We start from the raw sequence: 24748 nt of genomic DNA, 5'->3' as shown, positions 1-24748 counted from the left end.
GAACAACACCGGGGCAACTCAGTCACACCAGTGGACGCGCAGTTTCGCGCCGTCGAGATCGATCGCGTTGAGGATGGGATACAGCTGCGGATTGTTGCTTTCCAGCGCGTGCTTGAGCACTTCCAGCTTCTGCTTGCCGCGCAGCAGCAGCAGGCGCTGGCGGCTCTGCTTCAAGCCGTGCGGGGTGAGAGTGATGCGCAGCGGCCACTGGTTGGCACCGGGGCAGCCGGTGGCATCCAGCGCCGCGTAGGGCAGGGTGCTTTCCAGTGCCCGGGTCAGGTCCTTCGACCCCGGGAACAGCGACGCAGTGTGGCCGTCGTTGCCCATGCCGAGCACGCTCAGGCAGGGCCGCTGGCTGTGCTGTGCCTGCAGGTTGGCGCTGTAGACGCACTCGGGCAGCGGCTTGCCGACCCGCACCAGCGGATCGAAATGGGCGCCTTCGGCACGGGTCAGGAAGCTCTCCTTCACCAGCCAGGCATTGCTGTCGCGATCCTGCGGCGACAGCCAGCGCTCATCGACCAGGCTCACTTCCACCCGGTCCCATTGCACGTCCAGCTCGGCCAGCGCCTGGTAGACCGGTGCCGGCGTGGTGCCGCCGGAGAGCAGCATGCGCCCGCGGCCGAATTCGGCGATGTCGCGGTTCAGCTCGGCCGCCATTTCCGCGGCGACGGCCTCGATCCAGCCATCGGCATCGCCGTGCCGGATCAAGGTGAAACGTTCGGACGTATCCAGGGTATTCATACAGTGCCTCCCGGCAGATCGCGTTCCACATCCGCCGCGTAGGCGGCCGCGCCGAGCAGGCCGGGGCTGGGGTGCATCACGGCCAGTGACGGCACCTTGGACATGATCGAAGAGAAGCGGCCCTTGTGTTCAAAGCGCTGGCGGAAACCGGAGTGCTGCAGCGAATCGAGCATCTTCGGCACCAGCCCGCCGGTCAGGAACACGCCATCCCAGGCGCCCTGCATCAGCACCAGATCGCCGGCGATCGCGCCGAACACCGCGCAGAACACATCCACGGTGCGCATGGCCTGCGGGTCGCCATGCAGCGCCCGCGCGGTGACGTCCACCGGCTGCAGCTGGCCCGGGTCGATATCGGCCATCTCGCACACGGCGCGATGGATGTTGACCAGGCCGGGGCCGCAGATCAGGCGTTCGTTGGAGACACGGCCGAACTGTTCGGACAGGATCTCCAGGATGCGGATTTCTTCCGGTGTACCCGGCGGGAAGCTGACGTGGCCGCCTTCGGTTTCCAGCGGATAGCAGCGGCCATGGCGAAGGATCAGCCCGCCCACGCCCAGCCCGGTGCCCGGGCCGATCACCGCGTAGTTGCGCGGCTGGCCCGGCTTGCCCGGCACCCACGCCGCGCCGCCGACCTGGATCACGTCCTGCGGCTGCAGCAGCGAAATCGCCATCGCCTGGGCGGCGAAGTCATTGATCAGGTGCAGGTCGTCGAAGCCGAGCATGTGTGCGGTGCGGATGCGCGAGATCACCCACGGGTGATTGGTGATGCGCGCCTCGTCACCGTCGACACGGCCGGCCACGGCGAACACACCGCGCTTGGCTTCGGCGCCGATCTGCTCCAGGTAGTGGCGTGCGGCTTCGCCGAGCGAGGGGAAGTCAGCGACCGCGAATTCGCGGATGCTGTCCTGCTGCAGCGGCGCGGCCAGCGAGGTATCGGCCAGGGCGAAGCGTGCATTGGTACCGCCGATATCCGCGACGAGGACCGGCTGGGACAACACCGTCATGCCTGGCCACCGCGGGTTGCGTCGGCATCGGCGTCGGCAGGCAGGAAGCCTGCGGCTTCTTCTGGACCCCACTGGCCGGCCGGGTAGGGCTGCAACGGCAGCTTGGCTTCCTTCCACGCATCGCTGACGCTGTCGATCCACGCCCAGGCCGCGCGCACTTCGTCATCGCGCACGAACAGCGCATGGTTGCCGTTGAAGGCATCCAGGAACAGGCGTTCATAAGCGATGCGGCGGTGCAGGCCGGTCGGCACGGACAGTTCCAGTTCCAGCGGATGCAGTTCCAGCGCGCCCCATTCCGGGCCGGCCAGCGAGCTCATCAGGCCCAGCTCGATGTTTTCCTGCGGCTGCAGCTGGAAGGTGATGCGGTTGGGGGTGGCATTGCCGCGGTGCGGGCGCTCGAACAGCCAATGCGTGACCGGCTTGAGCGTGACCACCACGCGGGTGGTGCGCTCGGCCAGGCGCTTGCCGGTGACCAGGTGGAACGGCACGCCGGACCAGCGCCAGTTGTCGATATGCGCGGTGACGCCGGCGAAGGTTTCCACATCGCTGCCTTCCGGCGGCTGGTAGGCCTGCGCAGGCTGGCCGTTGATGGTGCCGGCGGTGTAGCGGCCCCGCACGCTGTCACGCGCGGCATGCTTGGCATCGAGCGGGCGCAGGGCGCGCAGCACTTTGACCTTTTCGTCGCGGATGCGGTCGGCTTCCAGCGACGCCGGCGGTTCCATCGCGACCAGGCACAGCAGCTGCAGGATGTGGCTCTGGACCATGTCGCGCAGCGCGCCGGAGCGGGCGTAGTACGCATCGCGGCCATCCACGCCTTCGCTCTCGGCGACCAGGATGTGCACCGATTCGATGTAGTTGCGGTTCCAGACCGCCTCGAGCAGCGTATTGCCGAAGCGCAGCGCGATCAGGTTCTGCACCGCGGCCTTGCCCAGGTAGTGGTCCAGGCGGAACACGCGGTCTTCGTCGATCCACTGGCCGATGGTGGAGATGATCTCCTCGGCGCTGGCACTGTCGCTGCCGATCGGCTTTTCCAGCATCAGGCGGTGCGGGGCGGCCAGCGCGCCGCCCTTGGCCAGGCCTTCGCAGGTGGAGATGTACAGGCCCGGCGGGATCGCCAGGTAGCTCACGCAGTTGCGGTCGACCAGGTCGTGGACCGATTCGGCCACGGACTCGGGATCGCGCAGGTCCACCGAGCGGTAGTCGATGCGCTGCAGCAGCGAGTGGATATCGTCCTGGCTGGCCATCGGCATGGCCTGCTGCAGGCGCGGGCGCAGGATCTCGCGGAAGGCGTCGGTGTCGTGCGGCGACAACGCCAGCGCACGAACCTTGAAGTCTTCGGGGAGCAGGCCGTCGCCCAGCAATCGCAGCAGCGAGGGGAACAGGTAGCGCTGGGCCAGGTCACCTGTGGCGCCAAACAGGAAAAGGGTGTCGTGCATCGCTCGAGTTTCAGATCCGGGTGACATCGTTGTCAATCGCTTCTCGTCTATGTTCTCGGGGGTCGGGCGGGGTCCGTTGTCTGCTTGTTGCAGGTGCAGCACGCCCCATGGATTCCGCCCGGCATGATGGCCTGCCAACCCGGTGTCGTGGGGGATATCGCATCCTCCCCGGCATCCAGGTCACGGCCGACTATCGGATAGTGCCACGTGAAAACGTTTACATGGCAGAATGCGCAGACTGTATTCGATTGCAGTGGTCGCCGTCATGCGGCACCACGCCATCGACCTGCCATCGGGAGGGCCGAAGGCAGTTCCGCATAACAGCCCGGAGACCGGGCGGACTGGAATGGTGATATGGCAAAAGTGCAGTTGCAGGGCGTTCGCAAGGTCTACGACAACGGTCAGGTGGCCGTGCAGGGCGCGACCTTCGAAGTGGCCGATGGTGAATTGATGGTGCTGGTGGGGCCGTCCGGGTGTGGCAAGTCCACACTGCTGCGCATGGTCGCCGGCCTGGAAGAAATCAGTGGCGGCACGCTGACGATCGGCGACCGCGTGGTCAACGACGTGGCGCCCAAGGATCGTGACATCGCCATGGTGTTCCAGAGCTATGCGCTGTATCCGCACATGACCGTGGCCGAGAACCTGGCCTTCGGTCTGAAGCTGCGCGGCCACGACAAGGCCACGATCAGCAAGCGGGTCAGTGAGGCGGCCCAAACGCTGGGCCTGACCGAGATGCTCGACAAGCTGCCCAAGGCGATGTCCGGCGGCCAGCGCCAGCGCGTTGCGCTGGGCCGCGCGCTGGTGCGCGAGCCGGCGGTGTTCCTGCTCGATGAGCCGCTGTCCAACCTGGACGCCAAGCTGCGCCACAGCGTGCGGACCGAAATCGCGCAGCTGCACCGCAAGCTGGGCACCACCATGATCTACGTGACCCACGATCAGGTGGAAGCGATGACCCTGGGCCAGCGCATCGTGGTGCTCAAGGATGGCGTGATCCAGCAGATCGATACCCCGATGGCGCTGTACGACCGCCCGGCCAACCTGTTCGTGGCCGGCTTCCTCGGCAGCCCGGCGATGAACGTGCTGCGCGGCACCCTGCAGCGCACCGACAGCGGCTATGCCGTGCAGGACACCGGGCTGACCGCGCCGCTGGGCCAGGCCCGGATCGATCAGGCGTGGGTCGGCAAGGCGATCGCCGTGGGCGTGCGCCCGGAGCATCTGCAGCCGGCCGCGGCCGGGGATGCGACGGCGTTCGAGGCGATGATCGATGGCATCGAGCCGGTCGGCAACGAGATTTTCGTCAACATGACCAGTGGCGGTCAGCCGTTGGTGATGCGCGTGGCACCGCAGGAGTTGCCGTCGGTCGGCGAGCCGATCCGCGTGGCGATCCATCCGCAGGGCCTGCATTTCTTCGATGCGCAGACCGGCGAGCGCTTGAACGACGCGTAAGGCGCGGGCGGGTTACGGGGTTGCCGGCCGCTGGCCGGCTCCACGCACGCCCATCAACGTTCATGGCGTGCCGCATCGACCAACGGTCGATGCCTGTTACCGCGCCAGACCGTCCAGCAACGGCAGGTGGGCGGCCTGGACCCCACCGACGCTCAACGGCTCCGGCGCGATCTCCAGTGGCAGCACCGCCAGGGCCAGATCACCGGCCACCGAGGCCACCGTGCCGATCGCCGCGTCCTTCTGATGTACCTGCGTGCCGCTGGTCGTGCCCTCCACGACCCGCAGCAGTTGCAGGGCGCGCTTGGCCTTGCCCAGGAAGTGGGTGCGGGCCACGATTTCCTGGCCCGGGTAGCAGCCTTTCTTGACGCTGTACCCGTTCAGGCGGTCCAGGCCCAGCTGCTGCGGCGTCCACTGCTCGCGCTGATCGGCATCCAGGCGCGGCAGGCCGTAGCGCAGATCGGCCTGGCGCCAGGCCAGCGCGATATCCGCGCTGTCGGCGTGGGTCGCCACGGCGTCGGCGGCGCCGATGCGCAGGCTGCGCGGAAGTGCGTCGCTGCCCAGGTCCAATTCGATGTTTTCCCCGCCAAGTTGCGCAATCGCGCCGCCGGAGGCCGATTCCGGCGCGGTGAAGCTTGCCGCCACGGCAAGATCATTGCGGACCTCGATCCGCACCTTGCGGCGGAAGACAAAACGCTGCAACTGCGACGCAATCGCATCGGCGTCGCCATCGGCGAGCACCAGCACGATGCGCTCCTGGTCCAGCCGCAACAGCTGGAACACAGCAATGGTGCGGCCCTTGGCCGTCAGCCAGGCACTCCACTGCCAATGCCGCAGGGGCAGGGCGGTGACATCGCTGGAGAATTGGGCATGGGCGAACGCGGCCGCATCGGCACCGCTGAGACTGAGCAGCTGGTGACCGGGGAGGCGCGAAAAGCCGGCGAAATCGGAGGGCAGGTTGTCAGGCACGTGAACGGGGTCTAAAATTTGTGCGTTGCGAGACCACCCATGATAGGCCAAACAACCCCCTCTCCAGATTCTGAAGCTGAAGGCACGCTGGTACCCGAGGAGCAACCGCTTCCCGAGACCCCGGCATTGCCTTTGGAAATCGGCGGCCGCGGCGGACTTGATCCGGTGCGGTACGGAGATTGGGAGAAAAACGGACGCTGCATCGATTTCTGATCAGCATTGAGCCAACGCGGCATTGCGCCGCCCAGCCGAGACAACGAGCCCAGCGAATGGCCGCCAGAGAACGTCCCCTTTCCCCGCACCTTCAGGTGTATCGCTGGCAGATTCAGATGGCCACCTCGATCCTGCATCGAGCCACCGGCATCTTTCTGTCTGTTGGAGCCCTGATCATTGCCGGCGGCCTGCTCGCCCTGATGATGGGTCCTGAATCCTGGAACTGCTTCACCGGCCATGCCGGCAGCTGGTACGGCAAGCTGTTCCTGTTCGCATGGACCTGGTCCTTCGCCTACCACCTGTGCAATGGCATCCGCCATATCGTGCAGGACTTCGCGATCGGCTTCTCCATTCCCGCCTTCGTGCGCAGCAGCTGGGTCTCGGTCTTCGCCAGCCTGGTGATCACCGCCCTGGTCTGGGCCTACGTCTTCATGGGAGCGGCCGCATGAACAAGTACCGTACCCCGCTGAAGAACGTGCGTGGCCTTGGCGCTGCCAAGACCGGTACCGAGCACTTCGTGATGCAGCGCCTGACCGCCACCGCGCTGGTCGGCCTGACCATCTGGTTCCTGGTGTTCGTGCTGAGCCTGATCGGCGCCGATTACGTGACCGCCACCGACGCGGTGTCCAAGCCGTGGAACGCGGTGCTGCTGGTCGGCTTCCTGGTCGCGATGTTCTGGCATGCCCAGCTCGGCCTGCAGGTCGTGCTGGAAGACTACATCCACAATTCGCTGCTGGCCCTGGCGCTGCAGACCACGGTGAAGTTCATCGCCGTGCTCGGCGGGATCGTCAGTGTTTTTGCGGTCGCCCGCATCGCGCTCGGCGTCGCCTGAGTCCAGGCACCAAGACAGGAATCCAGATTAGATGTCCGCTTACAAGATTACGGAACACAAGTACGACATGGTCGTGGTCGGCGCCGGCGGTGCTGGCCTGCGCGCCACGTTCGGCCTTGCCGCCAAGGGCCTGCAGACGGTCTGCCTGACCAAGGTCTTCCCGACCCGTTCGCACACCGTGGCCGCGCAGGGCGGTATTTCCGCCGCGCTGGGCAACATGGGCGAAGACGACTGGCGCTACCACTTCTTCGACACCATCAAGGGCTCGGATTGGCTGGGTGACCAGGACGCCATCGAGTACATGTGCCGCGAAGCGATTCCGGCCATCATCGAACTGGAACACTACGGTGTGCCGTTCAGCCGTACCGAAGAAGGCAAGATCTACCAGCGCCCGTTCGGTGGCATGACCACCAAGTACGGCGAAGGTCCGTCCGCGCAGCGCACCTGCGCCGCGGCCGACCGTACCGGCCACGCCATGCTGCACACGCTGTACCAGCAGTCGCTGGCGCACAACGCGCGCTTCATGATCGAGTATTTCGCGCTCGACCTGATCTTCGATGACGAAGGCGTCTGCCGCGGCGTGCTCGCGCTGGACATGGCCGACGGCTCGCTGCACCTGTTCCGCGCCCACGGCGTGGTGCTGGCCACCGGCGGCTACGGCCGCGCCTACTTCAGCGCCACCTCGGCCCACACCTGCACCGGCGACGGCGGCGGTCTGGTCATGCGTGCCGGCCTGCCGATGCAGGACATGGAGTTCGTGCAGTTCCACCCGACCGGTATCTACGGCGCGGGCTGCCTGATCACCGAAGGCGTGCGCGGCGAAGGCGGCATCCTGCGCAACAGCAACGGCGAGCGCTTCATGGAGCGCTATGCACCGCACTACAAGGATCTGGCCTCGCGCGACGTGGTGTCGCGTTCGATGACCATCGAGATCCGCGAAGGCCGCGGCGTCGGCGAGCACAAGGATCACATCCTGCTCGACCTGACCCACCTCGGCCCGGGCGTCATCGACGACAAGCTGCCGGGCATCGCTGAAAGCGCCCGCATCTTCGCCGGCGTGGACGTGCACAAGCAGCCGATCCCGGTCATCCCGACCGTGCACTACAACATGGGTGGCATCCCGACCAACTACCACGGCGAAGTCGTGCGCAAGGTCGGCGACAACCCCGATGCGGTCGTGCCGGGCCTGTACGCCATCGGCGAAGCGGCCTGCGTGTCGGTGCACGGTGCCAACCGCCTGGGCTCCAACTCGCTGCTGGATCTGGTCGTGTTCGGCCGTGCGGTGGCCAACCGCTGTGCCGAGACCATCAAGTCCGGCGCGCCGCACAAGACCCTGCCGTCCGATGCGTGCGACAAGGCGCTGGGCCTGCTGGACAAGCTGCGCTACGCCAACGGCGACACCCCGACCTCGGTCATCCGCGATCGCATGCAGCGCACCATGCAGAACGACGCGGCGGTGTTCCGGACCAGCAAGACGCTGGAAGAGGGCTGCGCCAAGATGGCCGAGATCTTCGACTCCTTCCAGGACGTCAAGGTCTCCGACCGTTCGCTGGTGTGGAACTCGGACCTGATCGAAACCTACGAGCTGAACAACCTGCTGCTCAACGCGGTGGCGACGATCAACTCGGCCGAACAGCGCAAGGAAAGCCGCGGCGCGCATGCGCATGAGGACTTCCCGGACCGCGACGACGTCAACTGGCAGAAGCACACGCTGGTCAACGTCGACGAGAACGGCAAGTGCGAGTTCGACTACCGCCCGGTCCACATGTACACGCTGAGCAAGGACGTGGACGTCGTCCCGCCCAAGCCGCGCGTTTACTAAGAGACCTGCGGCATGACCTCCGTCCACGCAGCGCCCGCGACCGCCGTCTCCCGCAAGGGTGGGGTGGCGCGTGCGCCGCTGGCCGGTGGTGTCGACTTCCTCATCTTCCGTGCTACCCGCGCCTGCACCGCAGCGCGAGCCGCCTGAGCCAACGAGAACAGCCATGGCCGAGTTTTCCCTCCCCAAGAATTCCAAGATCGGAAAGGGCAAGCACTTCCCCGCCAAGAGCGGTGCGAAGAACACCCGCACCTTCAAGATCTACCGCTGGAGTCCCGACGACGACAGCAACCCGCGCACCGATACGTACGAGATCGATCTGGACGCCTGCGGCCCGATGGTCCTGGACGCGCTAATCAAGATCAAGAACGAGATCGATCCGACCCTGACCTTCCGTCGTTCGTGCCGTGAGGGCATCTGCGGTTCGTGCGCGATGAACATCGACGGCACCAACACGCTGGCTTGCACCCGCGCCATCGCCGACTGCGGCAAGGCCGAAGTGCCGATCTACCCGCTGCCGCACATGAGCGTGGTCAAGGATCTGGTGCCGGACCTGACCCACTTCTACGCGCAGTACGCCTCGATCAAGCCGTGGATCCGCACCCAGACCCCGCCGCCGCCGGATCGCGAGCGCCTGCAGTCGCCGGAAGACCGCAAGAAGCTGGACGGCCTGTACGAGTGCATCCTGTGCGCGTGCTGTTCGACCAGCTGCCCGAGCTACTGGTGGAACGGCGAACGTTACCTGGGCCCGGCCATCCTGCTGCAGGCCTACCGCTGGATCGTCGACTCGCGCGATGAAGACACCGGTGCGCGCCTGGACGAGCTGGAAGACCCGTTCAAGCTGTACCGCTGCCACACCATCATGAACTGCTCGCGGACCTGTCCGAAGGGCCTGAACCCGGCGCTGGCCATTGCCGAGATCAAGAAGCTGATGATGGCGCGTCGCGCCTGATCCAGACGTGCCCGGTAGCGCCACGCCATGCGTGGCGTCTCAGAAAAGGATCGAACCGGTAGAGCCACGCCATGCGTGGCTTTGCCTTATCTGGAAACGCAGAAAATGGATGAAGCAACCGAACTGAAAAAACTGCGCTGGCGCTGCCGCCGCGGCATGCGCGAGCTGGACCAGCTGTTCGGCCGTTACCTGGACCGCTGCTGGCTGCAGGCACCGACAGACGAGCGCGAGGTTTTCCTGTTCCTGCTGGAAAGCGAAGACGATAAGTTGTGGCGCTGGTTCATGGGTTACGAAGAATGCCCGCATGCCGCGCCCGCTGCCCTCATCGCCAGGATTCGCGCCCTGCCAGCTTGAGTGGCACCCCTCGCGCTGGCAGTGCCGCGCGCTGATCGCCATGGGCGCGCTGATGCCCTGGGCCCTGTGGGCCACCGAGCTTCCGGCGCCGTGGGGCCTGGCCTTGGGCCTGGTGGCGATGGTGGGCACGTGGCTGGAGGCGTGGCGGTATGCGCGCGGCCCGGGCTGCGCCTTCCTGATCCCCCTGGATGATGAACCGGCCCAGGTGGATGGCGAGGCGGTCGAGGACCTGCAGATGCGTCGCCGTGGCCCGCTGCTGCAGCTGCGCTGGCGGTATGAAGGGCGTCGCCACTGGCGCCTGTTCTGGCCCGATACCCTTCCGGCGGCGCAGGCACGTGAACTGCGACTAGCCGTCCGGGCACACTGCATTTCCCGTTCACCCCCTGCAGTGGCACCATAGCCTGAATTGTCCGGCGTACCTGCATGTTCAAACCCATACCTGTCTCGATTGGCCTGCGCTACCTGCGCGCCAAACGCCGCAACGGCTTCATCTCCTTCATCTCCATGGCCTCGATCCTCGGCATCGCGCTGGGCGTGACCGTGCTGATCACCACGCTGGCGGTCATGAGCGGTTTCCAGAAGGAAATCCGCGACCGGCTGCTGCAGATGACCGCGCATACCACCATCACCACCGACGGCGCCCCGATGGCCGATTGGGCGCATGCGGTGGATGTGGCGAAAAAGGACCCGCGTGTCGCCGGCGCGGCGCCGTACATCGAAATCCAGGCCATGCTCAGCGGCCCCCGTGTGCAGGGCGCCATCGTGCAGGGCATCGACCCGGCGCTGGAGCCGAACGTCTCGGTCATCAACCAGAAGGTCAAGAAGGGCAGCTTCGACAGCCTGACCGCAGGCAGCTACAACCTGCTGGTGGGCCAGGAACTGGCGATCTACCTCGGCGTCGGCGTGGGCGATACGGTGCTGGTGACCCTGGCGGAAGTGCAGGGCACGCCCATCGGCGCGATCCCGCGCATGAAGCGCTTCACCGTGAGCGGCATCTTCGAGGCCGGTTACAACGAGGTCGACCGCGGCGTGGCCTACGCCAACATGGCCGATCTGGAAAAGGTGCTGCGCATCGATGGCGTCACCGGTGTGCGCCTGAAGCTGCACGACATGGACAAGGCGCTGGACGTCGGCGTCGATCTGGCCCACAACCTGACCGGTGCCTACCGCGTCAGTGACTGGACCCAGCAGAACGCCAACCTCTACCACTCGCTGCGCATGGAGAAGGTGGTGATGGGCATCCTGCTCTCGCTGATCATCGCCATGGGCGCGTTCAACCTGGTCTCCTCGCAGGTGATGCTGGTCACCGACAAGCAGGCCGACATCGCGATCCTGCGGACCCTGGGTCTGACCCCGGGCGGGGTGATGCAGGTGTTCATGGTGCAGGGCTCGCTGATCGGCATCTTCGGCACCGTGCTGGGCGTGATCGGTGGCATTACCCTGACCTTGAACCTGGAGCGCATCCTCGGCGCGATCGAGACGCTGTTCAACGTCAAGCTGCTGCCGGAGGACGTGTACTACATCACCGGCCTGCCGACCGACATGCAGACCCCGGACATCATCATGATCACCGCCGTGGCGCTGGTCATGAGCTTCCTTGCCACCCTGTATCCCGCCTGGCGCGCGGCACGTACCCAGCCGGCGGAGGCCCTGCGTTATGAATGAAGCACTCACCCTGGGCCAGGAAGTCATCCGCGCCGAAGCGCTGGCCAAGACCTATGCCGAAGGCCGCATGCAGACCCCGGTGTTCAACGGGCTGGACCTGCGCGTGGCCGCCGGCGAGACCGTGGCCATCATCGGTGCCTCCGGCGCCGGCAAGAGCACCCTGCTGCACCTGCTGGGCGGCCTGGATACGCCGACGGCGGGCGAGGTCTATGTGGCTGGCCAGCGCATGTCCGGTCTGTCCGACAGCCAGCGTGGCCGCCTGCGCAACCGCGCCCTCGGCTTCGTCTACCAGTTCCATCACCTGCTGCCCGAATTCACCGCGCTGGAAAACGTGATGATGCCGGTGCTGCTTGGGGGCGAAGAAGTGGCTGACGCGCGCAACCGCGCGCAGGCGTTGCTGGAATCGGTCGGCCTGGGGCACCGGGTGGACCACAAGCCGGGCGAGCTCTCCGGCGGTGAGCGCCAGCGTGCCGCCGTGGCCCGCGCCCTGGTCAACCGCCCGGCCTGCGTGCTCGGCGACGAGCCCACCGGCAACCTGGACGACAAGACCGCCGCGACCGTGTTCGAGCTGATGCTCGAGCTCAACCGCGCGCACCACACCAGCCTGGTGCTGGTGACCCACGACCGCTCGCTGGCACGCAAGCTGGACCGCGTGCTGGAACTGCGCGAAGGGCGGCTGCACAGCCTGGCCCACAGCGAGGTCTGAGCAGGCAGCGCTGCCTGCCTGAGCGCTGAACACCCGGCGGGTTCCTCTCGCCGGGACCACGCCGGGCGGCGCATGATCGGCGCACATTCCCCAGCAGGAGGCGTCATGAAGCAGACCCTTGCCATCGCGGCCCTGTGCCTTGGGCTGGCCGCGTGCGCCAGTACCGGCCGCCTGTCCACCGCGCAGAAGCTTGATCTGTACCGCGCGCACGCCGGTCCGCCGCAGCAGGACATGCCGTTGTACGGGTCGTTGTCCGGCTGGACCGAACTGGGCGAGAGCGCGCTGGCGGTGTGGCCGCGCCCAAGCGAAGGCTATCTGCTGGAACTGGCCGGGCCATGCCAGGGGCTGGACTACGCCCCGGCGATCGGCCTGACCAGCCGGGTCGGCCGCGTGTCGGCCCGCTTCGACAAGGTGCTGGTGCACGACCCCACGCCGGGGCCGATGAACATGCCGTGCTTCATCAGCAGCATCCGCAAGCTCGATACCAAGGCGCTGCGCGCCTCCGAGCAGGAGCTGCGGCAGGCGCAGCTGCAGGAGCGCGAAGAAGGCCAGCAGGCGCCGACCCGGTAGTGCCGGCCGCTGGCCGGACAAGGCCTATGGAGGATACACCGCGAGCTCGCGACCGGGATAACCTCGCGGCCGCCGACAACGTCGCGGTCCCATCCTCGCGGTAGATACCGACCGTTGGTCGGTATCAGACCCGGTCACGCCTCCGGAACGAACCCGGCCGGCTTCTCCGCGCCACCGCTGAAGAGATATTTCACCAGTTCCTCTTCCAGGAACGCACGGTGCTTGGGATCGCGCGGCGACAGCCGGTTCTCGTTGATCAGCATGGTCTGGTGCGCCAGCCACGCGGCCCAGGCCGGCTTGCCGATGTGGTTGAAGATGCGCTGGCCCAGCTCGCCGGGGTAGGGCACGAAGTCCAGGCCTTCGGCGTCGCGTTGTTCGTACTGGCAGAAAACGGTGCGGGGCATAGCGTTACTCGTTGTCTTGGGATGTTGCTGCGCGCCGCATTGTACGGCGCTTGGGCTGAGCGGGCGGTGCACCGGTCTGGAGCAGCTTGCGGATCGGTGCGGGCAGGCCCAGCGTGGCCAGCGCTTCGGCAGCGACCCAGCGTACGCCGGCATCCTCGCCGCGCGAGCCCTGAACCGTTGCCACCAGTATCTGCAGATGCAGCCGGTAGTGGCTGAAGGTGTGCTCCAGCACCGGCAGCGGCTCGGCATCGTCCAGCGAGCCCTCGATATGCGCATCGAACCAGTCCTGCAGGGCGATGCCGCTGTCAGCCTGGGGCAGGGTCCACAGCTGCGCCCAGATGCCGGTGTCCGGCCGCTTCTGCAGCAGCACGCGGCCGCGCGCATCGCGCAGCAGCAGCGCCACCGCCTCGCGTTCGGGCAGGGTCTTGCCCGGCTTCGGTGTCGGCAGCTGATCGGTACGGCCTTCGCGCCGTGCGACGCAGGTCGCCTGCAGCGGACAGATCACGCAGGCAGGCCTGCTGCGGCTGCAGACGCTGGCGCCCAGGTCCATCTGCGCCTGGGTGTAATCGACCATGCGGGTCGCGGGTACCTGCGCCGCGTGCGCCTCGGCGACCGCCCACAGTTGCTTCTCGATCGCCGGCAGGCCGGGGAAGCCCTCGATGCCGTGATAGCGGGTCAACACGCGTTTGACGTTGCCATCCAGGATCGCGAACCGATCATTCCAGGCCTGGCTGAGAATTGCGCCGGCGGTGCTGCGGCCGATGCCCGGCAGCGCATGCAGGGCATCGAAATCACGCGGCAGCTCGCCGCCATGCAGTTCGACGCAGCGCTGCGCGGCGGCATGCAGGTTGCGTGCACGGGCGTAGTAGCCCAGCCCCGCCCACTGCGCCATCACCGCGTCATTGCTGGCTGCGGCCAGGTCGGGCAGGGTCGGGAACACGTCCAGGAACTTCAGGAAGTACGGGATGACCGTGCTGACCTGGGTCTGCTGCAGCATGATCTCCGACAGCCACACCCGGTACGGCGAGCGCGGGTGCTGCCAGGGCAGGTCGTGCCGGCCATGGTCATCGAACCAGTGCAGCAGCCGGGAAACGAACACATCGTCGGCAGGCAATACGGCGCTGGCGGGTGGCTGGCGGGTCATGCAGATTCCGGAGAAGGACGGGAGCCACGCCATGCGTGGCTGCATCGGCTTAGGCCCCCAACGCTTCCGGCAGCAAGGCGTCGACAAAGGCCTCCGGATCGAACACGCGCAGGTCTTCCGGGCGCTCGCCGATGCCGCAGAAGCGGATCGGAATGCCGAACTCGCGGGCCAGCGCGAACACCACGCCGCCCTTGGCGGTGCCATCCAGCTTGGTCACCACCAGCCCGGTCACGTTGACCGCGGCATGGAACTGACGCAGCTGCGAGAGCGCGTTCTGCCCGGTGGTGCCATCGATGACCATCAGCACTTCATGCGGCGCATCGGCATCGATCTTGCCGAGCACGCGGCGGATCTTGCCGAGCTCGTTCATCAGGCCAGCCTGGGTATGCAGGCGGCCGGCGGTATCGGCGATCAGCACTTCGGTGCCGCGCGCCTTGCCGGCCTGCAGCGCATCGAAGGCGACCGAGGCCGCGTCGGCATTCTGGCCCTGGGCGACCACGGCCACGCCGTTGCGCTCGCCCCAGGCCTGCAGCTGCGCGACAGCGGCGGCACGGAAGGTATCGCCGGCGGCCAGCATCAGGCTGTGGCCGTCGTCCTTGAAGCGCTTGGCCAGCTTGCCGATGGTGGTGGTCTTGCCGACGCCGTTGACGCCGACGGTGAGCACCACGAACGGCTTGGCGGTGCGGTCGATCACCAGCGGCTTGGCGACCGGCTGCAGGATGGCGATCAGCTCGGCGCGCAGCGCGGTGAGCAGCGCATTGGCATCGGCGAACTCGCGCGCCTTCATGCGCTTGCGCAGGCCTTCCACCAGCGCGGTGGTCGCACCGACGCCGACATCGGCGGTGATCAGCGCAGTTTCCAGCTCATCGAGCAGGTCATCATCGAGCTTGGGATTGCGCGAGAACAGGCCGCCGAAGCTGCGGGCGATCACGCTGTTGCGCAGTCGCTCGCGCCAGCCGCTCTTGCCGGCCGCGGCGGGGGCGATGTCCTGGGAGGACGGGCGCTCGGTCAGGATGATCGGGGCAGCCGGGGAAGTCAGAGCTGCCGGGGCTGCCGGAGCGGCGACCGGCGGCGCGACGACCGCTGGCGCAGGCGCGCTCACCGGGGTGGCCGGTGCCGGGCTCGGTGCGGCTGGTGCCGCGCGGTTCTCCACGGGAGCTGCTGGAGCCGGCGCCGCGACGACAGGTGCAGGAGCAGCCGGAGTCGGGACAACCGGTGCGGTCACTACAGGTGCCGGCGCGACCGGCGGCGGGGCGGCAGGCGGTGCGACCACGGGCGCAGGTACAACGGGGGCGGGCACGACCGGGGTCGCAACTGCCGGCGTCGGAACTGCCGGGGCGGGAACCGCCGGGGTCGGCGCGATCACGCGCTCTGCGGGGGCAGTCGGCGCGACGGCAGGCACCGGGGCTTCCGCTGCGGGCGGCAGCGGCGCAGGCGCCGGCGGTTCTGCAGGCTGGGGATTGGCCTGCGGGAACGCGGCTGCCAGCTCCTCGGTGGAGTAATGCTGGGTTTTGGCCGCCTCTTGCGGGGCGTCCTGGGGCTTTTTGCGACGGAAGAAGCTGAGCATTGGCAAAAGACGCTGAAATCAGAGGGGTATGCTACCACTGCGCCCCGAAGGCCCATGGGCGTGCAGGTGCGGTGGGGCGGGACTCAAGTAATGGCCGATGCGGCCGTTACCGGTTGTGAAGGGCTGCGCCATGCCGGCGCGGCCGGAACAGCAGAAAACGGTGACCGATGAGCGTGATGTCCATTGCCAGTGCCGGCACGCGTGCCGCCTCGCTCGGGGTACAGACCGCCGCGTCCAACGTGGCGCGGTTGCCGGTCACGGATGCGACCCGCCTGGGCGTCGCGCAGACTGCAGCGGCACGCGGCGGCGTCACTGCCACCGTGATCACCGCGCCCGACGATGCCAATGCGCCGATTGCGGACCTGCTCACGGCCAGAGAAGCCGCGCTGGCGTTCGCCGCCAACGCGAGCGTGTTCCGCCGCCAGGACCAGATGCTGGGCACCTTGCTCGACCGCTGGGCCTGACTCGATTGCGCACGCCGGCCACGGTCCGGCGCCACGCATCATCAACGCCGGCAGGTGCCGACCCTTGGCCGGCACCCACCCGCAGAGCGACTTACGCCGACAGCTCCAGCAACAGCTTGTTGAGCCGGCGCACATACGCCGCCGGGTCCTTCAGCGTGTCGCCCGCGGCCAGCGCGGCCTGGTCGAACAGCACGCGGCTCAGGTCATCGAAGCGCGCGGCATCGCCTTCCTGGTCCAGCTTGCCGATCAGCGGGTGGCCGGGGTTGAACTCGAACACCGGCTTGCTGTCGGGCACCTTCTGGCCGCTGGCTTCCAGGATCTGGCGCATCTGCAGGCCCAGGTCCTGTTCGCCGATCGCCAGGATTGCCGGGGAGTCGGTCAGGCGGTGCGAGACGCGCACGTCGGCCACGTCATCGCCCAAGGCGGACTTGATGCGGTCCACCAGCGCCTGCTTGTCCTTGGCGACGGCTTCCTGGGCCTGCTTGTCTTCGGCGCTTTCCAGGGCGCCCAGGTCCAGATCGCCACGCGCGACATCGACGAACGACTTGCCGTCGAACTCGGTCAGGTACCCCATCAACCATTCGTCGATGCGGTCGGTAAGCAGCAACACCTCCACGCCCTTCTTGCGGAACACTTCCAGGTGCGGGCTGTCCTTGACCTGGGTATGGCTGTCGCCGGTCAGGAAGTAGATCTTGTCCTGGCCTTCGATCATGCGGCCCACGTAATCGGCCAGCGAGACGCTGGGCTCGCCGCTGTCGTCATGGGTGGAGGCGAAGCGCAGCAGGCCGGCGATCTTCTCGCGGTTGCCGTAGTCCTCGGCCGGGCCTTCCTTGAGCACCTGGCCGAACTGCTTCCAGAAGCCCGCATAGACCTCCGGCTTGTCCTTGGCCAGTTTCTCCAGCATGTCCAGCGAACGCTTGGTCAGCGCCGACTTCATCGAATCGATGACCGGGCCGGACTGCAGGATCTCGCGGGAAACGTTCAACGACAGATCGTTGGAATCCACCACGCCCTTGATGAAACGCAGGTACAGCGGCAGGAACTGCTCGGCCTGGTCCATCACGAACACACGCTGCACGTACAGCTTCAGGCCCTTGGGCGCGTCACGGTGGTACAGATCGAACGGCGCATGGCCGGGCACGTACAGCAGCGAGGTGTACTCCAGCTTGCCTTCAACCTTGTTGTGGCTCCACGCCAGCGGATCCTGGTGGTCATGCGCGGCGTGCTTGTAGAACTCCTGGTACTCGGCGTCGGTGATCTCGGTGCGCGGGCGGGTCCACAGCGCGCTGGCACGGTTGACGGTTTCCCACTCGACCTCGGCCGGGGCATCTTCGCCGTGGTGTTCCTTGGCCATCTGGATCGGCAGGCCGATGTGATCGGAGTACTTTTTGATGATGCCGCGCAGGCGCCAGCCATCGGCGAAGTCGCGCTGGTCATCCTTGAGGTGCAGCACGATGCGGGTGCCGCGCTCGGGCTTGTCGATGCTTTCCACGTCGAACTCGCCTTCGCCGCGCGAGGACCAGTGCACGCCCTCGCTGGCGGGCAGGCCGGCACGGCGGGAGTAGACGTCCACCTGGTCGGCGACGATGAAGGCGCTGTAGAAGCCGACGCCGAACTGGCCGATCAGCTGCGAATCCTTCTTCTGGTCGCCGGAGAGCTGACGCAGGAAGTCGCCGGTACCGGACTTGGCGATGGTGCCCAGGTGGGCGATCGCTTCGTCACGGCTCATGCCGATGCCGTTGTCGTCGATGGTCAGGGTGTTGGCGGTGGCGTCGAAGCTGACGCGGATGCGCAGTTCGCCGTCGTTCTCGAGCAGGGCCGGCTGGGTCAGCGCTTCGAAGCGCAGTTTGTCCGAGGCATCGGCCGCGTTGGAGATGAGCTCGCGAAGGAAGATTTCCTTGTTGGAGTACAGCGAGTGGATCATCAGCTGCAGCAGCTGTTTGACTTCGGTCTGGAAGCCCAGGGTTTCTTTTTGGGTCTGCACGGTCATGGGTCGTGTTGCTCCTTGGGACATTGCCGCGCCCGGCGCGGCGGCTGGCTCAAGGGGTAGGGGTGGATTGTCCCGAATTCAAGAGCGTCGGCAGCACCCGGGGCCGAATCGCAAGCAGGAGCGCGGTGCCTGCCTCTACAAGGTGGATCGGGCGTGCGACAGGTAGAGCCACGCCATGCGTGGCTGCATTTCATGCCAGCATCGGGATGCCTGGCAGAGACAGCGACCGGACCGCCTAGAATATTGTCCTGAACTCCTGCCATCTGTGCCCATGACTCTCTCCCGCCCGTTCGCCCATCCCGCTTCCATCTGCCCCCGGAGCCCCGCATGAAGCCGCGCCAGCCGGCAGCCGCCGTGGGCCAGGTGCGGATCATCGGGGGCAAATGGCGCAGCACGAAGCTGCCGGTGCCGTTGTCGCCGGGGCTGCGGCCCAGCAGTGACCGGGTGCGCGAGACGCTGTTCAACTGGCTGATGCCGCGCCTGGGCGGGGCGCGGGTGCTGGATCTGTTCGCCGGCAGCGGAGCGCTGGGGCTGGAAGCGGTCTCGCGCGGGGCGGCGCAGGCCACGCTGGTGGAGCGCGATGCCGCATTGTCCCGGCAGCTGCGCGAGTCGGTCGCCAAGCTGGGGGCGCAGGACCAGATCGCCGTGGTGCAGGCCGATGCGCTGCAGTGGCTGCGGCAGCCGGCCGGGGCGCTGGCGGACATCGCGTTCATTGATCCGCCGTTTGCCGATGGGCTCTGGGAGGCCGTGATGGCGGGACTGCCCCCGCATCTGGCGCCTGATGCCTGGGTGTACGTGGAGTCCCCGGCCGATCAGGCGCCGAAGATGCCGGCGCCGTGGCTGCTGCACCGCGAGGGGGGCACCCGGGAGGTCCGTTTTGCCCTGTATCGCCGCGCCACTGCTACACTTTCACCAGACCAACACGCGTAGCTGACGTATGACCGTGGCCAACCGCCGCATTGCTGTCTACCCGGGCACCTTCGATCCGATCACCAACGGTCACATCGATCTGGTGAACCGCGCTGCCCCCCTGTTCGAGAAGGTGGTGGTGGGCGTGGCGCAGAGCCCGTCCAAGGGACCGACGCTGCCGTTGGAGCTGCGCGTCCAGCTGGCCCGTGATGCGCTGGGCCACAACCGCAACGTGGAAGTGCGTGGTTTCGATACCCTGCTGGCGCATTTCGTGCGCTCGGTGCAGGGCGGGGTGCTGCTGCGCGGGCTGCGCGCGGTCTCCGATTTCGAGTACGAATTCCAGATGGCGAGCATGAACCGCCATCTGATCCCGGAGGTCGAGACGCTGTTCCTGACCCCGGCCGAGCAACACAGCTTCATTTCGTCTTCGCTGGTCCGCGAGATCGCCCGCCTGGGCGGCGACGTGTCCGGCTTCGTGCCGTCCGCCGTGCTTGAGGCACTGCGCAAGGTCCGTGAAGCGAAGTCGGGCCAAGCGTAGTACCTGTCAGACCCATACATACCAAGAATCACCAAGGGAGGAATTCCATGAACAACACCATGCGTGCCATGTTGATCGCGTCGTTCGCGCTGGCCTTCACCGCCTGCAAGAAGGAAGAGGCCGCGCCGGTCGTCGAAGCCCAGCAGGCGCTGGTCGCCCCGGCTGCCGATGACGATGCCGGCTGGAAGAAGTACCTGCAGGCCGTGGCCGTGCAGAACATGGGCAACATCAGCAACAGCCCGTACCTGTACTACCTCTCGCCGGAATCGGATCCGGAATTCGCCGCCAAGTATGAGCGTCAGGTCGAAAGCGCCACCCAGGCCGTCGCCCGTGGCGTGCAGCCGGGCAACATGCTGGCCTTCGGTTCCTCGGCCTCGGCCAAGATGGCCGACATGATCCAGGCCGTGTTCAAGGACGTCTCGCCGGACTCGATGAAGGGTGTGCGCGTGGTGTTCATCGGCAAGGCCGCCGACAACGCCCGCGTCCAGTCGATCATCCAGCCGACCGGCGCCGAGTACATCTTCGTCGAAGCCAAGTAACCCGTGCAGTGGCGGCCGTGCCTTGTGCGCGGCCCGGGTGGCGCCCGCAGGGGCGTCACCGATGACCGGCCCGCGCGCCCGCGTGGGCCGGTTCTCATCCGCCGGCGCGGGCGTGGAGTAACGCCATGTCGCTGAAAATCAATGAGCTCTGCGTCAATTGCGACGTCTGTGAGCCGGCCTGTCCCAATCAGGCCATTTCGATGGGTGAAACCATCTACGTGATCGATCCGGCCCGCTGCACCGAGTGCGTGGGGCATTTCGACGAACCCCAGTGCGTGGTCGTCTGCCCGGTCGAATGCATCGATCCCGATCCGGACATTCCGGAAACCCAGGACGCCCTGCTGGCCAAGCTGCACGGGCTGCAGCGCGATCATCCCGAATTGTATGTCACGGAGTTTCTGCCCAAATGAGAACGCTGTCGCGTCGTTGGTTGCTGCTCGTCCTGCTGGTGGCCCCGAGTGCCTGGGCCGCGGAATCCGCACCGGGGGTTCTGGCCAAACACCCTGACGGCGCCGCCGTCGCCAGTGGCCATCACCTGGCCACGGAAGCGGGCATGGAGATCCTGGCCAAGGGCGGCAACGCGTTCGACGCCGCCGTGGCCGTGTCTGCCACGCTGGCGGTGGTCGAGCCGATCAGCTCGGGCCTCGGCGGCGGTGGATTCTTCCTGCTGCACGATGCGGCCACCGGCAAGGACGTGATGCTGGACGCGCGCGAAACCGCGCCACAGTCCGCCACGCCCGAGGCGTTTCTCGACAAGAAGGGTGACCTGGACCGCGACCGTTCGGTCAACGGCGCCTGGTCGGCCGGTATCCCGGGCCTGCCGGCCGCGCTGGTGGAACTGTCCTCCAGGCACGGCAAGCTGCCGCTGAAGACCTCGCTGGAGCCGGCGATGCGCATCGCGCGCGATGGCTTCCCGGTGTACGCGCGCATGTCCAAGGGCTATCAGTCCCGGCGTGAGGTGATGCAGCGCTACCCCGGCACGCGCGAGGTCTACGAGCGCAACGGCAAGCCGATCGCCGAGGGCGACCTGTTCCGTCAGCCGGAACTGGCCAGGACCATGGAGCGCCTGGCCGACCAGGGCTTCGATGGCTTCTACCGGGGCGAGACCGGCAAGCTGCTGCTCAAGGGCGTGAAGCAGGCCGGCGGACACTGGACCGCCGAGGAACTGGCCGGCTACCGGGTCAAGCTGCGCGAGCCGATCGCCTTCAAGTACCGCGACTGGACCATCACCACCGCTTCGCCGCCGTCGTCCGGCGGCATCGCGTTGGCCGCCATGCTGCAGATCCTGGAAGGCTGGGACCTGAAATCGATGGATCCGGCGCACCGCACCCATCTGGTGGTGGAAGCCATGCGCCGCGCCTACCGCGACCGTACCTTCTTCCTGGGCGATCCGGATTTCGTGGACATCCCGCAGAAGGTGCTGACCAGCAAGGATTACGCGCAGGGCCTGCGTGCCACCATCCACCCGGACAAGGCCACCCCCAGCGATCTGCTGTCGGGCAACCCGACCCCGCTGGAAGATGACGAGACCACCCATTTCTCGATCATCGACCGCGAAGGCAACCGCGTCGGCGCGACCCAGACCGTGAACCTGCTGTACGGCTCGGGCCTGATTCCGTCCGGCACCGGCGTGCTGCTCAACAACGAAATGGACGATTTCGCGCTGAAGCCGGGCACGCCGAACGCCTTCGGCGTGATGGGCTATGCGGCCAATGCGCCCAAGCCGGGCAAGCGCATGCTCAGCTCGATGACCCCGACCTTCATGGAGTCCGCCGACAAGGTCGTGGTGCTCGGCACGCCCGGTGGCAGCCGCATCATCACCATGGTGCTGCTGGGCATCCTGGGGTACGACGACGGCCTGACCGCCCAGCAGGTCGCCGCGCTGCCGCGCTATCACCACCAGTGGCTGCCGGACCTGATCGAGGCCGAGGACGGCACCTTCGATGTGGGCACCATCAAGCAGCTGCAGGCGATGGGCCACAAGATCGACCTGCCCGGCGATACCGCAGCTGGCGGCCGCGGTTCCAGCCACGTCTGGGGCAACCTGCAGACCGTGGAATGGGACCGTCGCAGCAACGTGCTCAGCGGCGGCAGCGACCCGCGCAATCCGGTCGGCAGCGCCGCGGTCAGCCAGGCGCACTGATTGACCGCAGAAACGAGAAACCCCGTCCCAGTGGCGGGGTTTTTTCATGGGCGATGGCTAGCAAATATTTAACGGGCACGCGACGATAATTTGCGAATGAAACTATGGTCCATCCGCGGTAACACCCAGAAACTCGACGGCGGTGCGATGTTCGGCAACGCCCCGCGCGCGGTGTGGGAAAAGTGGGCGGCACCGGACGATCTCAACCGGATCGAACTGGCCTGCCGTGCACTGCTTGCCAGCCCGCTGGCGGGCAAGACCGTGCTGTTCGAAACCGGTATCGGGGCCTTCTTCGAACCGAAGCTGCGTGACCGCTACGGCGTGCAGGAACCCGGCCATGTGCTGATCGAATCCCTGCGTGAGGCCGGTTTCGAGCACGAGGATATCGACGTGGTGGTGCTGAGCCATCTGCATTTCGATCATGCCGGTGGCCTGCTGGCGCCGTGGAGCGAAGGGCGCACGCCCGAACTGCTGTTCCCGAACGCGACCTTCCTGGTCGGCGCCGAGCACTGGGCGCGCGCGCTGCATCCGCACCCGCGCGACCGTGCCAGCTTCATCCCCGAACTGCCTGGCCTGCTGCAGGCAAGCGGTCGGCTGGAAATCGTCGACGGCCCGCACTCCAGGACGCTGGGCGACAGCGTGCGTTTCAGTTTCAGTGACGGGCACACGCCGGGCCTGATGCTGGCCGAGATCATCGGCCCCGAAAGCGTGGATGGCCAGGCGCGGGGTGGGGTGGTGTTCTGTGCGGACCTGATTCCCGGCCGCTCGTGGGTGCACGTACCGATCACCATGGGCTACGACCGTAACGCCGAACTGCTGATCGACGAGAAACGCAGCTTCCTGGAAGACAAACTGGCCCGCAACGTCCATCTGTTTTTCACCCACGACCCGCAGTGCGCGCTGGCGCAGGTGTCACGCGATGAGAAGGGCCGCTTCGGCACCGTGCACGAACAGGGCGAACTGAAGGCCCGCGCGCTCGCGTAACGCCTGCGGTACATCCGGCCGCGCATGGGCCGGTGTCACCGCGCGGCCCCCTGCAGTAACGTCTGAGCAAGCACACCGGTAGGTGCCGACCGTTGGTCGGCACGGCACCCACGGCCGCGGGCATTACCCGCTCAACGCGTCAATGCGCCTTCAAACACCCGCTCATGAACGTCTTGCGCGCATCGCCGGCCAGCTTCTTCGCGGCCGCATCGGCGTTGCAGGTCTTCATGCGCTCCTGCGGCGTGCTTGCCGCCGGCGCCGGAGCGCTCAGGCAGGCCTTCTGCGCAGTCTTGTAGTCCTCGCCGGTCTTGCCTTTGTTCTTGGCCGAGCAATCGACCATCCGTTGTTGCTGCGGGGTCGCCGCGCTGGCGATCACAGGGCCACCCAGAAACAGCAGGCAGGCCAGCAGGGACAGGGTCTTCATGACGCAGCTCCAGGCACGGGTTGATGGTGCGCGCAGCTTCTGCCTGGCCATGGCCAGGCCGTGTGAAGCACCGGCGGCCGGTGCTGGCCGCCGGTCAGAACGAGCGGATCAACCGACCACGCGGGTCCCGAAGATGCGGTCGCCGGCATCGCCCAGGCCCGGCAGGATGTAGCCCTTCTCGTTGAGCTGGGCATCGATGGCGGCGGTGAAGATCTCCACGTCCGGGTGCACGGCCTGCACGGCGGCGATGCCTTCCGGCGCGGCGACCAGGAAGATGCCCTTGATGCGGCGGGCGCCAGCGCGTTTGAGCATGTCGATGGTGGCGATCAGGGTGCCGCCGGTGGCCAGCATCGGGTCCAGGATCAGCGCATCGCGCTCTTCCAGGCGGCCGGTCAGGCGCTCGAAGTAGGGCACCGGCTGCAGGGTTTCCTCATCGCGCTGCAGGCCGACCACGCTCACCCGCGCGGCGGGGATCAGCGAGAGCACGCCACTGAGCATGCCCAGGCCGGCGCGCAGGATCGGCACCACGGTGATCTTGGCCCCGGCAATGCGCTGCACCGTGACCGGGCCGGCCCAGCCGGCCATGGTGTGGGCTTCGGTATCCAGGTCGGCGGTGGCCTCATAGGCCAGCAGCCCACCGAGTTCATTGGCCAGCTCGCGGAAGTCCTTGGTGCTCAGGGACGCATCGCGCATCAGGCCGATCTTGTGCTGCACCAGCGGATGGCGCACTTCGACGATTTTCATGGGGGAATCAGGGGAGAGGAGAGGTCACTAGTGTGCCGCAACGCCCAACCGAAGCCAAAAGCCGAAGCCGCCATGCCCGGTAGTGCCGAGCCATGCTCGGCAGGCCCGCGACCCCGATCTCCGGCCTCGATGTCCCCGGTGTCATCCCCATGCAACCTCCCGGACATACCGTGCTGACCCATTCTTTACACAGA

29 protein-coding genes are annotated in these 24748 nt (G+C 66.9%); 19 read left to right on the top strand and 10 right to left on the bottom strand.

Annotation, left to right across the window (positions count from 1 at the left end):
- Nucleotides 1-18 precede the first annotated feature (18 nt).
- Genes pgl through zwf form a run of 3 tightly spaced genes read right to left on the bottom strand, consistent with a single transcriptional unit; the run spans nt 19 to nt 3181 of the window.
- Nucleotides 19-741: a 6-phosphogluconolactonase gene (gene pgl / locus ORK51_RS07080; protein ID WP_266084627.1), complete on the bottom strand. Its 723-nt coding sequence runs from the start codon at nt 739-741 to the stop codon at nt 19-21.
- Entirely contained in the window at nt 738-1745 is a 1008-nt protein-coding gene (gene glk, locus ORK51_RS07075; protein WP_266084626.1) for a glucokinase, read from the bottom strand. The genes pgl and glk overlap by 4 nt, the downstream gene beginning before the upstream one ends.
- Nucleotides 1742-3181: a glucose-6-phosphate dehydrogenase gene (gene zwf, locus ORK51_RS07070; RefSeq protein ID WP_323053984.1), complete on the bottom strand. Its 1440-nt coding sequence runs from the start codon at nt 3179-3181 to the stop codon at nt 1742-1744. The genes glk and zwf overlap by 4 nt, the downstream gene beginning before the upstream one ends.
- Nucleotides 3182-3535: 354 nt before the next feature.
- Here zwf and ORK51_RS07065 point away from each other — a divergent pair, with 354 nt between their 5' ends.
- A complete protein-coding gene (locus ORK51_RS07065) occupies nt 3536-4627 on the top strand; it encodes an ABC transporter ATP-binding protein (protein WP_266084624.1) in 1092 nt (363 codons plus the stop codon).
- A gap of 96 nt (nt 4628-4723) precedes the next feature.
- Here ORK51_RS07065 and ygfZ read toward each other — a convergent pair whose 3' ends face one another.
- A complete protein-coding gene (ygfZ, locus tag ORK51_RS07060) occupies nt 4724-5593 on the bottom strand; it encodes a CAF17-like 4Fe-4S cluster assembly/insertion protein YgfZ (protein WP_261997384.1) in 870 nt (289 codons plus the stop codon).
- Between the two features lie 39 nt (nt 5594-5632).
- Here ygfZ and ORK51_RS07055 point away from each other — a divergent pair, with 39 nt between their 5' ends.
- From ORK51_RS07055 to ORK51_RS07005, 11 genes are all read left to right on the top strand, one after another.
- On the top strand, nt 5633-5806 hold the full coding sequence (locus ORK51_RS07055) for a DUF1674 domain-containing protein (RefSeq protein ID WP_080114829.1): 174 nt from the start codon (nt 5633-5635) through the stop codon (nt 5804-5806).
- Between the two features lie 56 nt (nt 5807-5862).
- A complete protein-coding gene (gene sdhC, locus ORK51_RS07050; protein WP_019183256.1) occupies nt 5863-6255 on the top strand; it encodes a succinate dehydrogenase, cytochrome b556 subunit in 393 nt (130 codons plus the stop codon).
- Nucleotides 6252-6638, top strand: coding sequence for a succinate dehydrogenase, hydrophobic membrane anchor protein (sdhD, locus tag ORK51_RS07045; protein ID WP_019183255.1), 387 nt, complete (start codon nt 6252-6254; stop codon nt 6636-6638). The genes sdhC and sdhD overlap by 4 nt, the downstream gene beginning before the upstream one ends.
- A gap of 31 nt (nt 6639-6669) precedes the next feature.
- A complete protein-coding gene (gene sdhA / locus ORK51_RS07040; RefSeq protein ID WP_019183254.1) occupies nt 6670-8460 on the top strand; it encodes a succinate dehydrogenase flavoprotein subunit in 1791 nt (596 codons plus the stop codon).
- A gap of 12 nt (nt 8461-8472) precedes the next feature.
- Complete coding sequence (locus ORK51_RS07035; RefSeq protein WP_266084623.1) at nt 8473-8607, top strand: hypothetical protein; 135 nt, start codon at nt 8473-8475, stop codon at nt 8605-8607.
- 16 nt (nt 8608-8623) lie between these two features.
- Nucleotides 8624-9409 carry a succinate dehydrogenase iron-sulfur subunit gene (locus ORK51_RS07030; RefSeq protein WP_019183253.1) on the top strand — a complete coding sequence of 262 codons (786 nt, stop codon included), beginning with the start codon at nt 8624-8626 and terminating at the stop codon, nt 9407-9409.
- A gap of 105 nt (nt 9410-9514) precedes the next feature.
- The gene (locus ORK51_RS07025) at nt 9515-9763 is read left to right on the top strand and encodes an FAD assembly factor SdhE (protein ID WP_019183252.1); all 249 of its coding nucleotides are present in this window, start codon (nt 9515-9517) and stop codon (nt 9761-9763) included.
- On the top strand, nt 9714-10163 hold the full coding sequence (locus ORK51_RS07020; protein ID WP_266084622.1) for a hypothetical protein: 450 nt from the start codon (nt 9714-9716) through the stop codon (nt 10161-10163). The genes ORK51_RS07025 and ORK51_RS07020 overlap by 50 nt, the downstream gene beginning before the upstream one ends.
- Before the next feature lie 23 nt (nt 10164-10186).
- Nucleotides 10187-11428, top strand: coding sequence for a lipoprotein-releasing ABC transporter permease subunit (locus tag ORK51_RS07015; RefSeq protein ID WP_019183250.1), 1242 nt, complete (start codon nt 10187-10189; stop codon nt 11426-11428).
- Nucleotides 11421-12134, top strand: a complete 714-nt coding sequence (gene lolD, locus ORK51_RS07010; RefSeq protein ID WP_019183249.1) for a lipoprotein-releasing ABC transporter ATP-binding protein LolD — start codon at nt 11421-11423, stop codon at nt 12132-12134. Before ORK51_RS07015 ends, lolD begins: the two co-directional genes overlap by 8 nt.
- 105 nt (nt 12135-12239) lie before the next feature.
- Nucleotides 12240-12704, top strand: coding sequence for a DUF6491 family protein (locus ORK51_RS07005; RefSeq protein ID WP_266084621.1), 465 nt, complete (start codon nt 12240-12242; stop codon nt 12702-12704).
- A 134-nt stretch (nt 12705-12838) separates the two neighbouring features.
- Here the strand turns inward: ORK51_RS07005 and ORK51_RS07000 are convergent, their stop codons facing one another.
- Genes ORK51_RS07000 through ftsY form a run of 3 tightly spaced genes read right to left on the bottom strand, consistent with a single transcriptional unit; the run spans nt 12839 to nt 15819 of the window.
- Complete coding sequence (locus ORK51_RS07000; protein ID WP_019183247.1) at nt 12839-13108, bottom strand: oxidative damage protection protein; 270 nt, start codon at nt 13106-13108, stop codon at nt 12839-12841.
- 4 nt (nt 13109-13112) lie between these two features.
- Nucleotides 13113-14252, bottom strand: a complete 1140-nt coding sequence (mutY, locus tag ORK51_RS06995) for an A/G-specific adenine glycosylase (protein WP_266084620.1) — start codon at nt 14250-14252, stop codon at nt 13113-13115.
- A 49-nt stretch (nt 14253-14301) separates the two neighbouring features.
- Nucleotides 14302-15819, bottom strand: coding sequence for a signal recognition particle-docking protein FtsY (gene ftsY / locus ORK51_RS06990; RefSeq protein WP_266084619.1), 1518 nt, complete (start codon nt 15817-15819; stop codon nt 14302-14304).
- Between the two features lie 167 nt (nt 15820-15986).
- Here ftsY and ORK51_RS06985 point away from each other — a divergent pair, with 167 nt between their 5' ends.
- Nucleotides 15987-16283, top strand: a complete 297-nt coding sequence (locus ORK51_RS06985; protein ID WP_266084618.1) for a hypothetical protein — start codon at nt 15987-15989, stop codon at nt 16281-16283.
- A gap of 91 nt (nt 16284-16374) precedes the next feature.
- On the opposite strand, the gene htpG is transcribed toward ORK51_RS06985, so the two are convergent.
- Nucleotides 16375-18273: a molecular chaperone HtpG gene (htpG, locus tag ORK51_RS06980; RefSeq protein ID WP_266084617.1), complete on the bottom strand. Its 1899-nt coding sequence runs from the start codon at nt 18271-18273 to the stop codon at nt 16375-16377.
- A gap of 327 nt (nt 18274-18600) precedes the next feature.
- Here htpG and rsmD point away from each other — a divergent pair, with 327 nt between their 5' ends.
- From rsmD to ORK51_RS06950, 6 genes are all read left to right on the top strand, one after another.
- Nucleotides 18601-19203: a 16S rRNA (guanine(966)-N(2))-methyltransferase RsmD gene (gene rsmD, locus ORK51_RS06975; protein ID WP_266084616.1), complete on the top strand. Its 603-nt coding sequence runs from the start codon at nt 18601-18603 to the stop codon at nt 19201-19203.
- 7 nt (nt 19204-19210) lie between these two features.
- On the top strand, nt 19211-19720 hold the full coding sequence (gene coaD, locus ORK51_RS06970; RefSeq protein ID WP_019183241.1) for a pantetheine-phosphate adenylyltransferase: 510 nt from the start codon (nt 19211-19213) through the stop codon (nt 19718-19720).
- A 47-nt stretch (nt 19721-19767) separates the two neighbouring features.
- Nucleotides 19768-20259, top strand: coding sequence for a hypothetical protein (locus ORK51_RS06965; protein ID WP_070427135.1), 492 nt, complete (start codon nt 19768-19770; stop codon nt 20257-20259).
- A gap of 125 nt (nt 20260-20384) precedes the next feature.
- The gene (locus tag ORK51_RS06960; protein ID WP_070427136.1) at nt 20385-20669 is read left to right on the top strand and encodes a YfhL family 4Fe-4S dicluster ferredoxin; all 285 of its coding nucleotides are present in this window, start codon (nt 20385-20387) and stop codon (nt 20667-20669) included.
- Nucleotides 20666-22402 (top strand): gamma-glutamyltransferase, encoded by a 1737-nt coding sequence (ggt, locus tag ORK51_RS06955; protein ID WP_266084615.1) that lies wholly within the window; start codon nt 20666-20668, stop codon nt 22400-22402. Before ORK51_RS06960 ends, ggt begins: the two co-directional genes overlap by 4 nt.
- A gap of 96 nt (nt 22403-22498) precedes the next feature.
- Nucleotides 22499-23386 carry an MBL fold metallo-hydrolase gene (locus tag ORK51_RS06950; protein ID WP_019183237.1) on the top strand — a complete coding sequence of 296 codons (888 nt, stop codon included), beginning with the start codon at nt 22499-22501 and terminating at the stop codon, nt 23384-23386.
- Nucleotides 23387-23525: 139 nt separating this feature from the next.
- Here the strand turns inward: ORK51_RS06950 and ORK51_RS06945 are convergent, their stop codons facing one another.
- Together ORK51_RS06945 and upp are read right to left on the bottom strand one after the other, a co-directional pair.
- Nucleotides 23526-23810, bottom strand: a complete 285-nt coding sequence (locus tag ORK51_RS06945; RefSeq protein WP_266084614.1) for a PsiF family protein — start codon at nt 23808-23810, stop codon at nt 23526-23528.
- A gap of 108 nt (nt 23811-23918) precedes the next feature.
- Nucleotides 23919-24554, bottom strand: coding sequence for a uracil phosphoribosyltransferase (gene upp / locus ORK51_RS06940; protein WP_019183235.1), 636 nt, complete (start codon nt 24552-24554; stop codon nt 23919-23921).
- Nucleotides 24555-24748: the final 194 nt, after the last annotated feature.

Source organism: Stenotrophomonas sp. RIT-551 (assembly GCF_026241915.1).
GTDB classification, from domain to species: Bacteria; Pseudomonadota; Gammaproteobacteria; order Xanthomonadales; family Xanthomonadaceae; genus Stenotrophomonas; species Stenotrophomonas bentonitica_A.
Note: the sequence above shows the minus strand (reverse complement) of the source record. Positions and strands in the feature narration are given on the sequence as shown.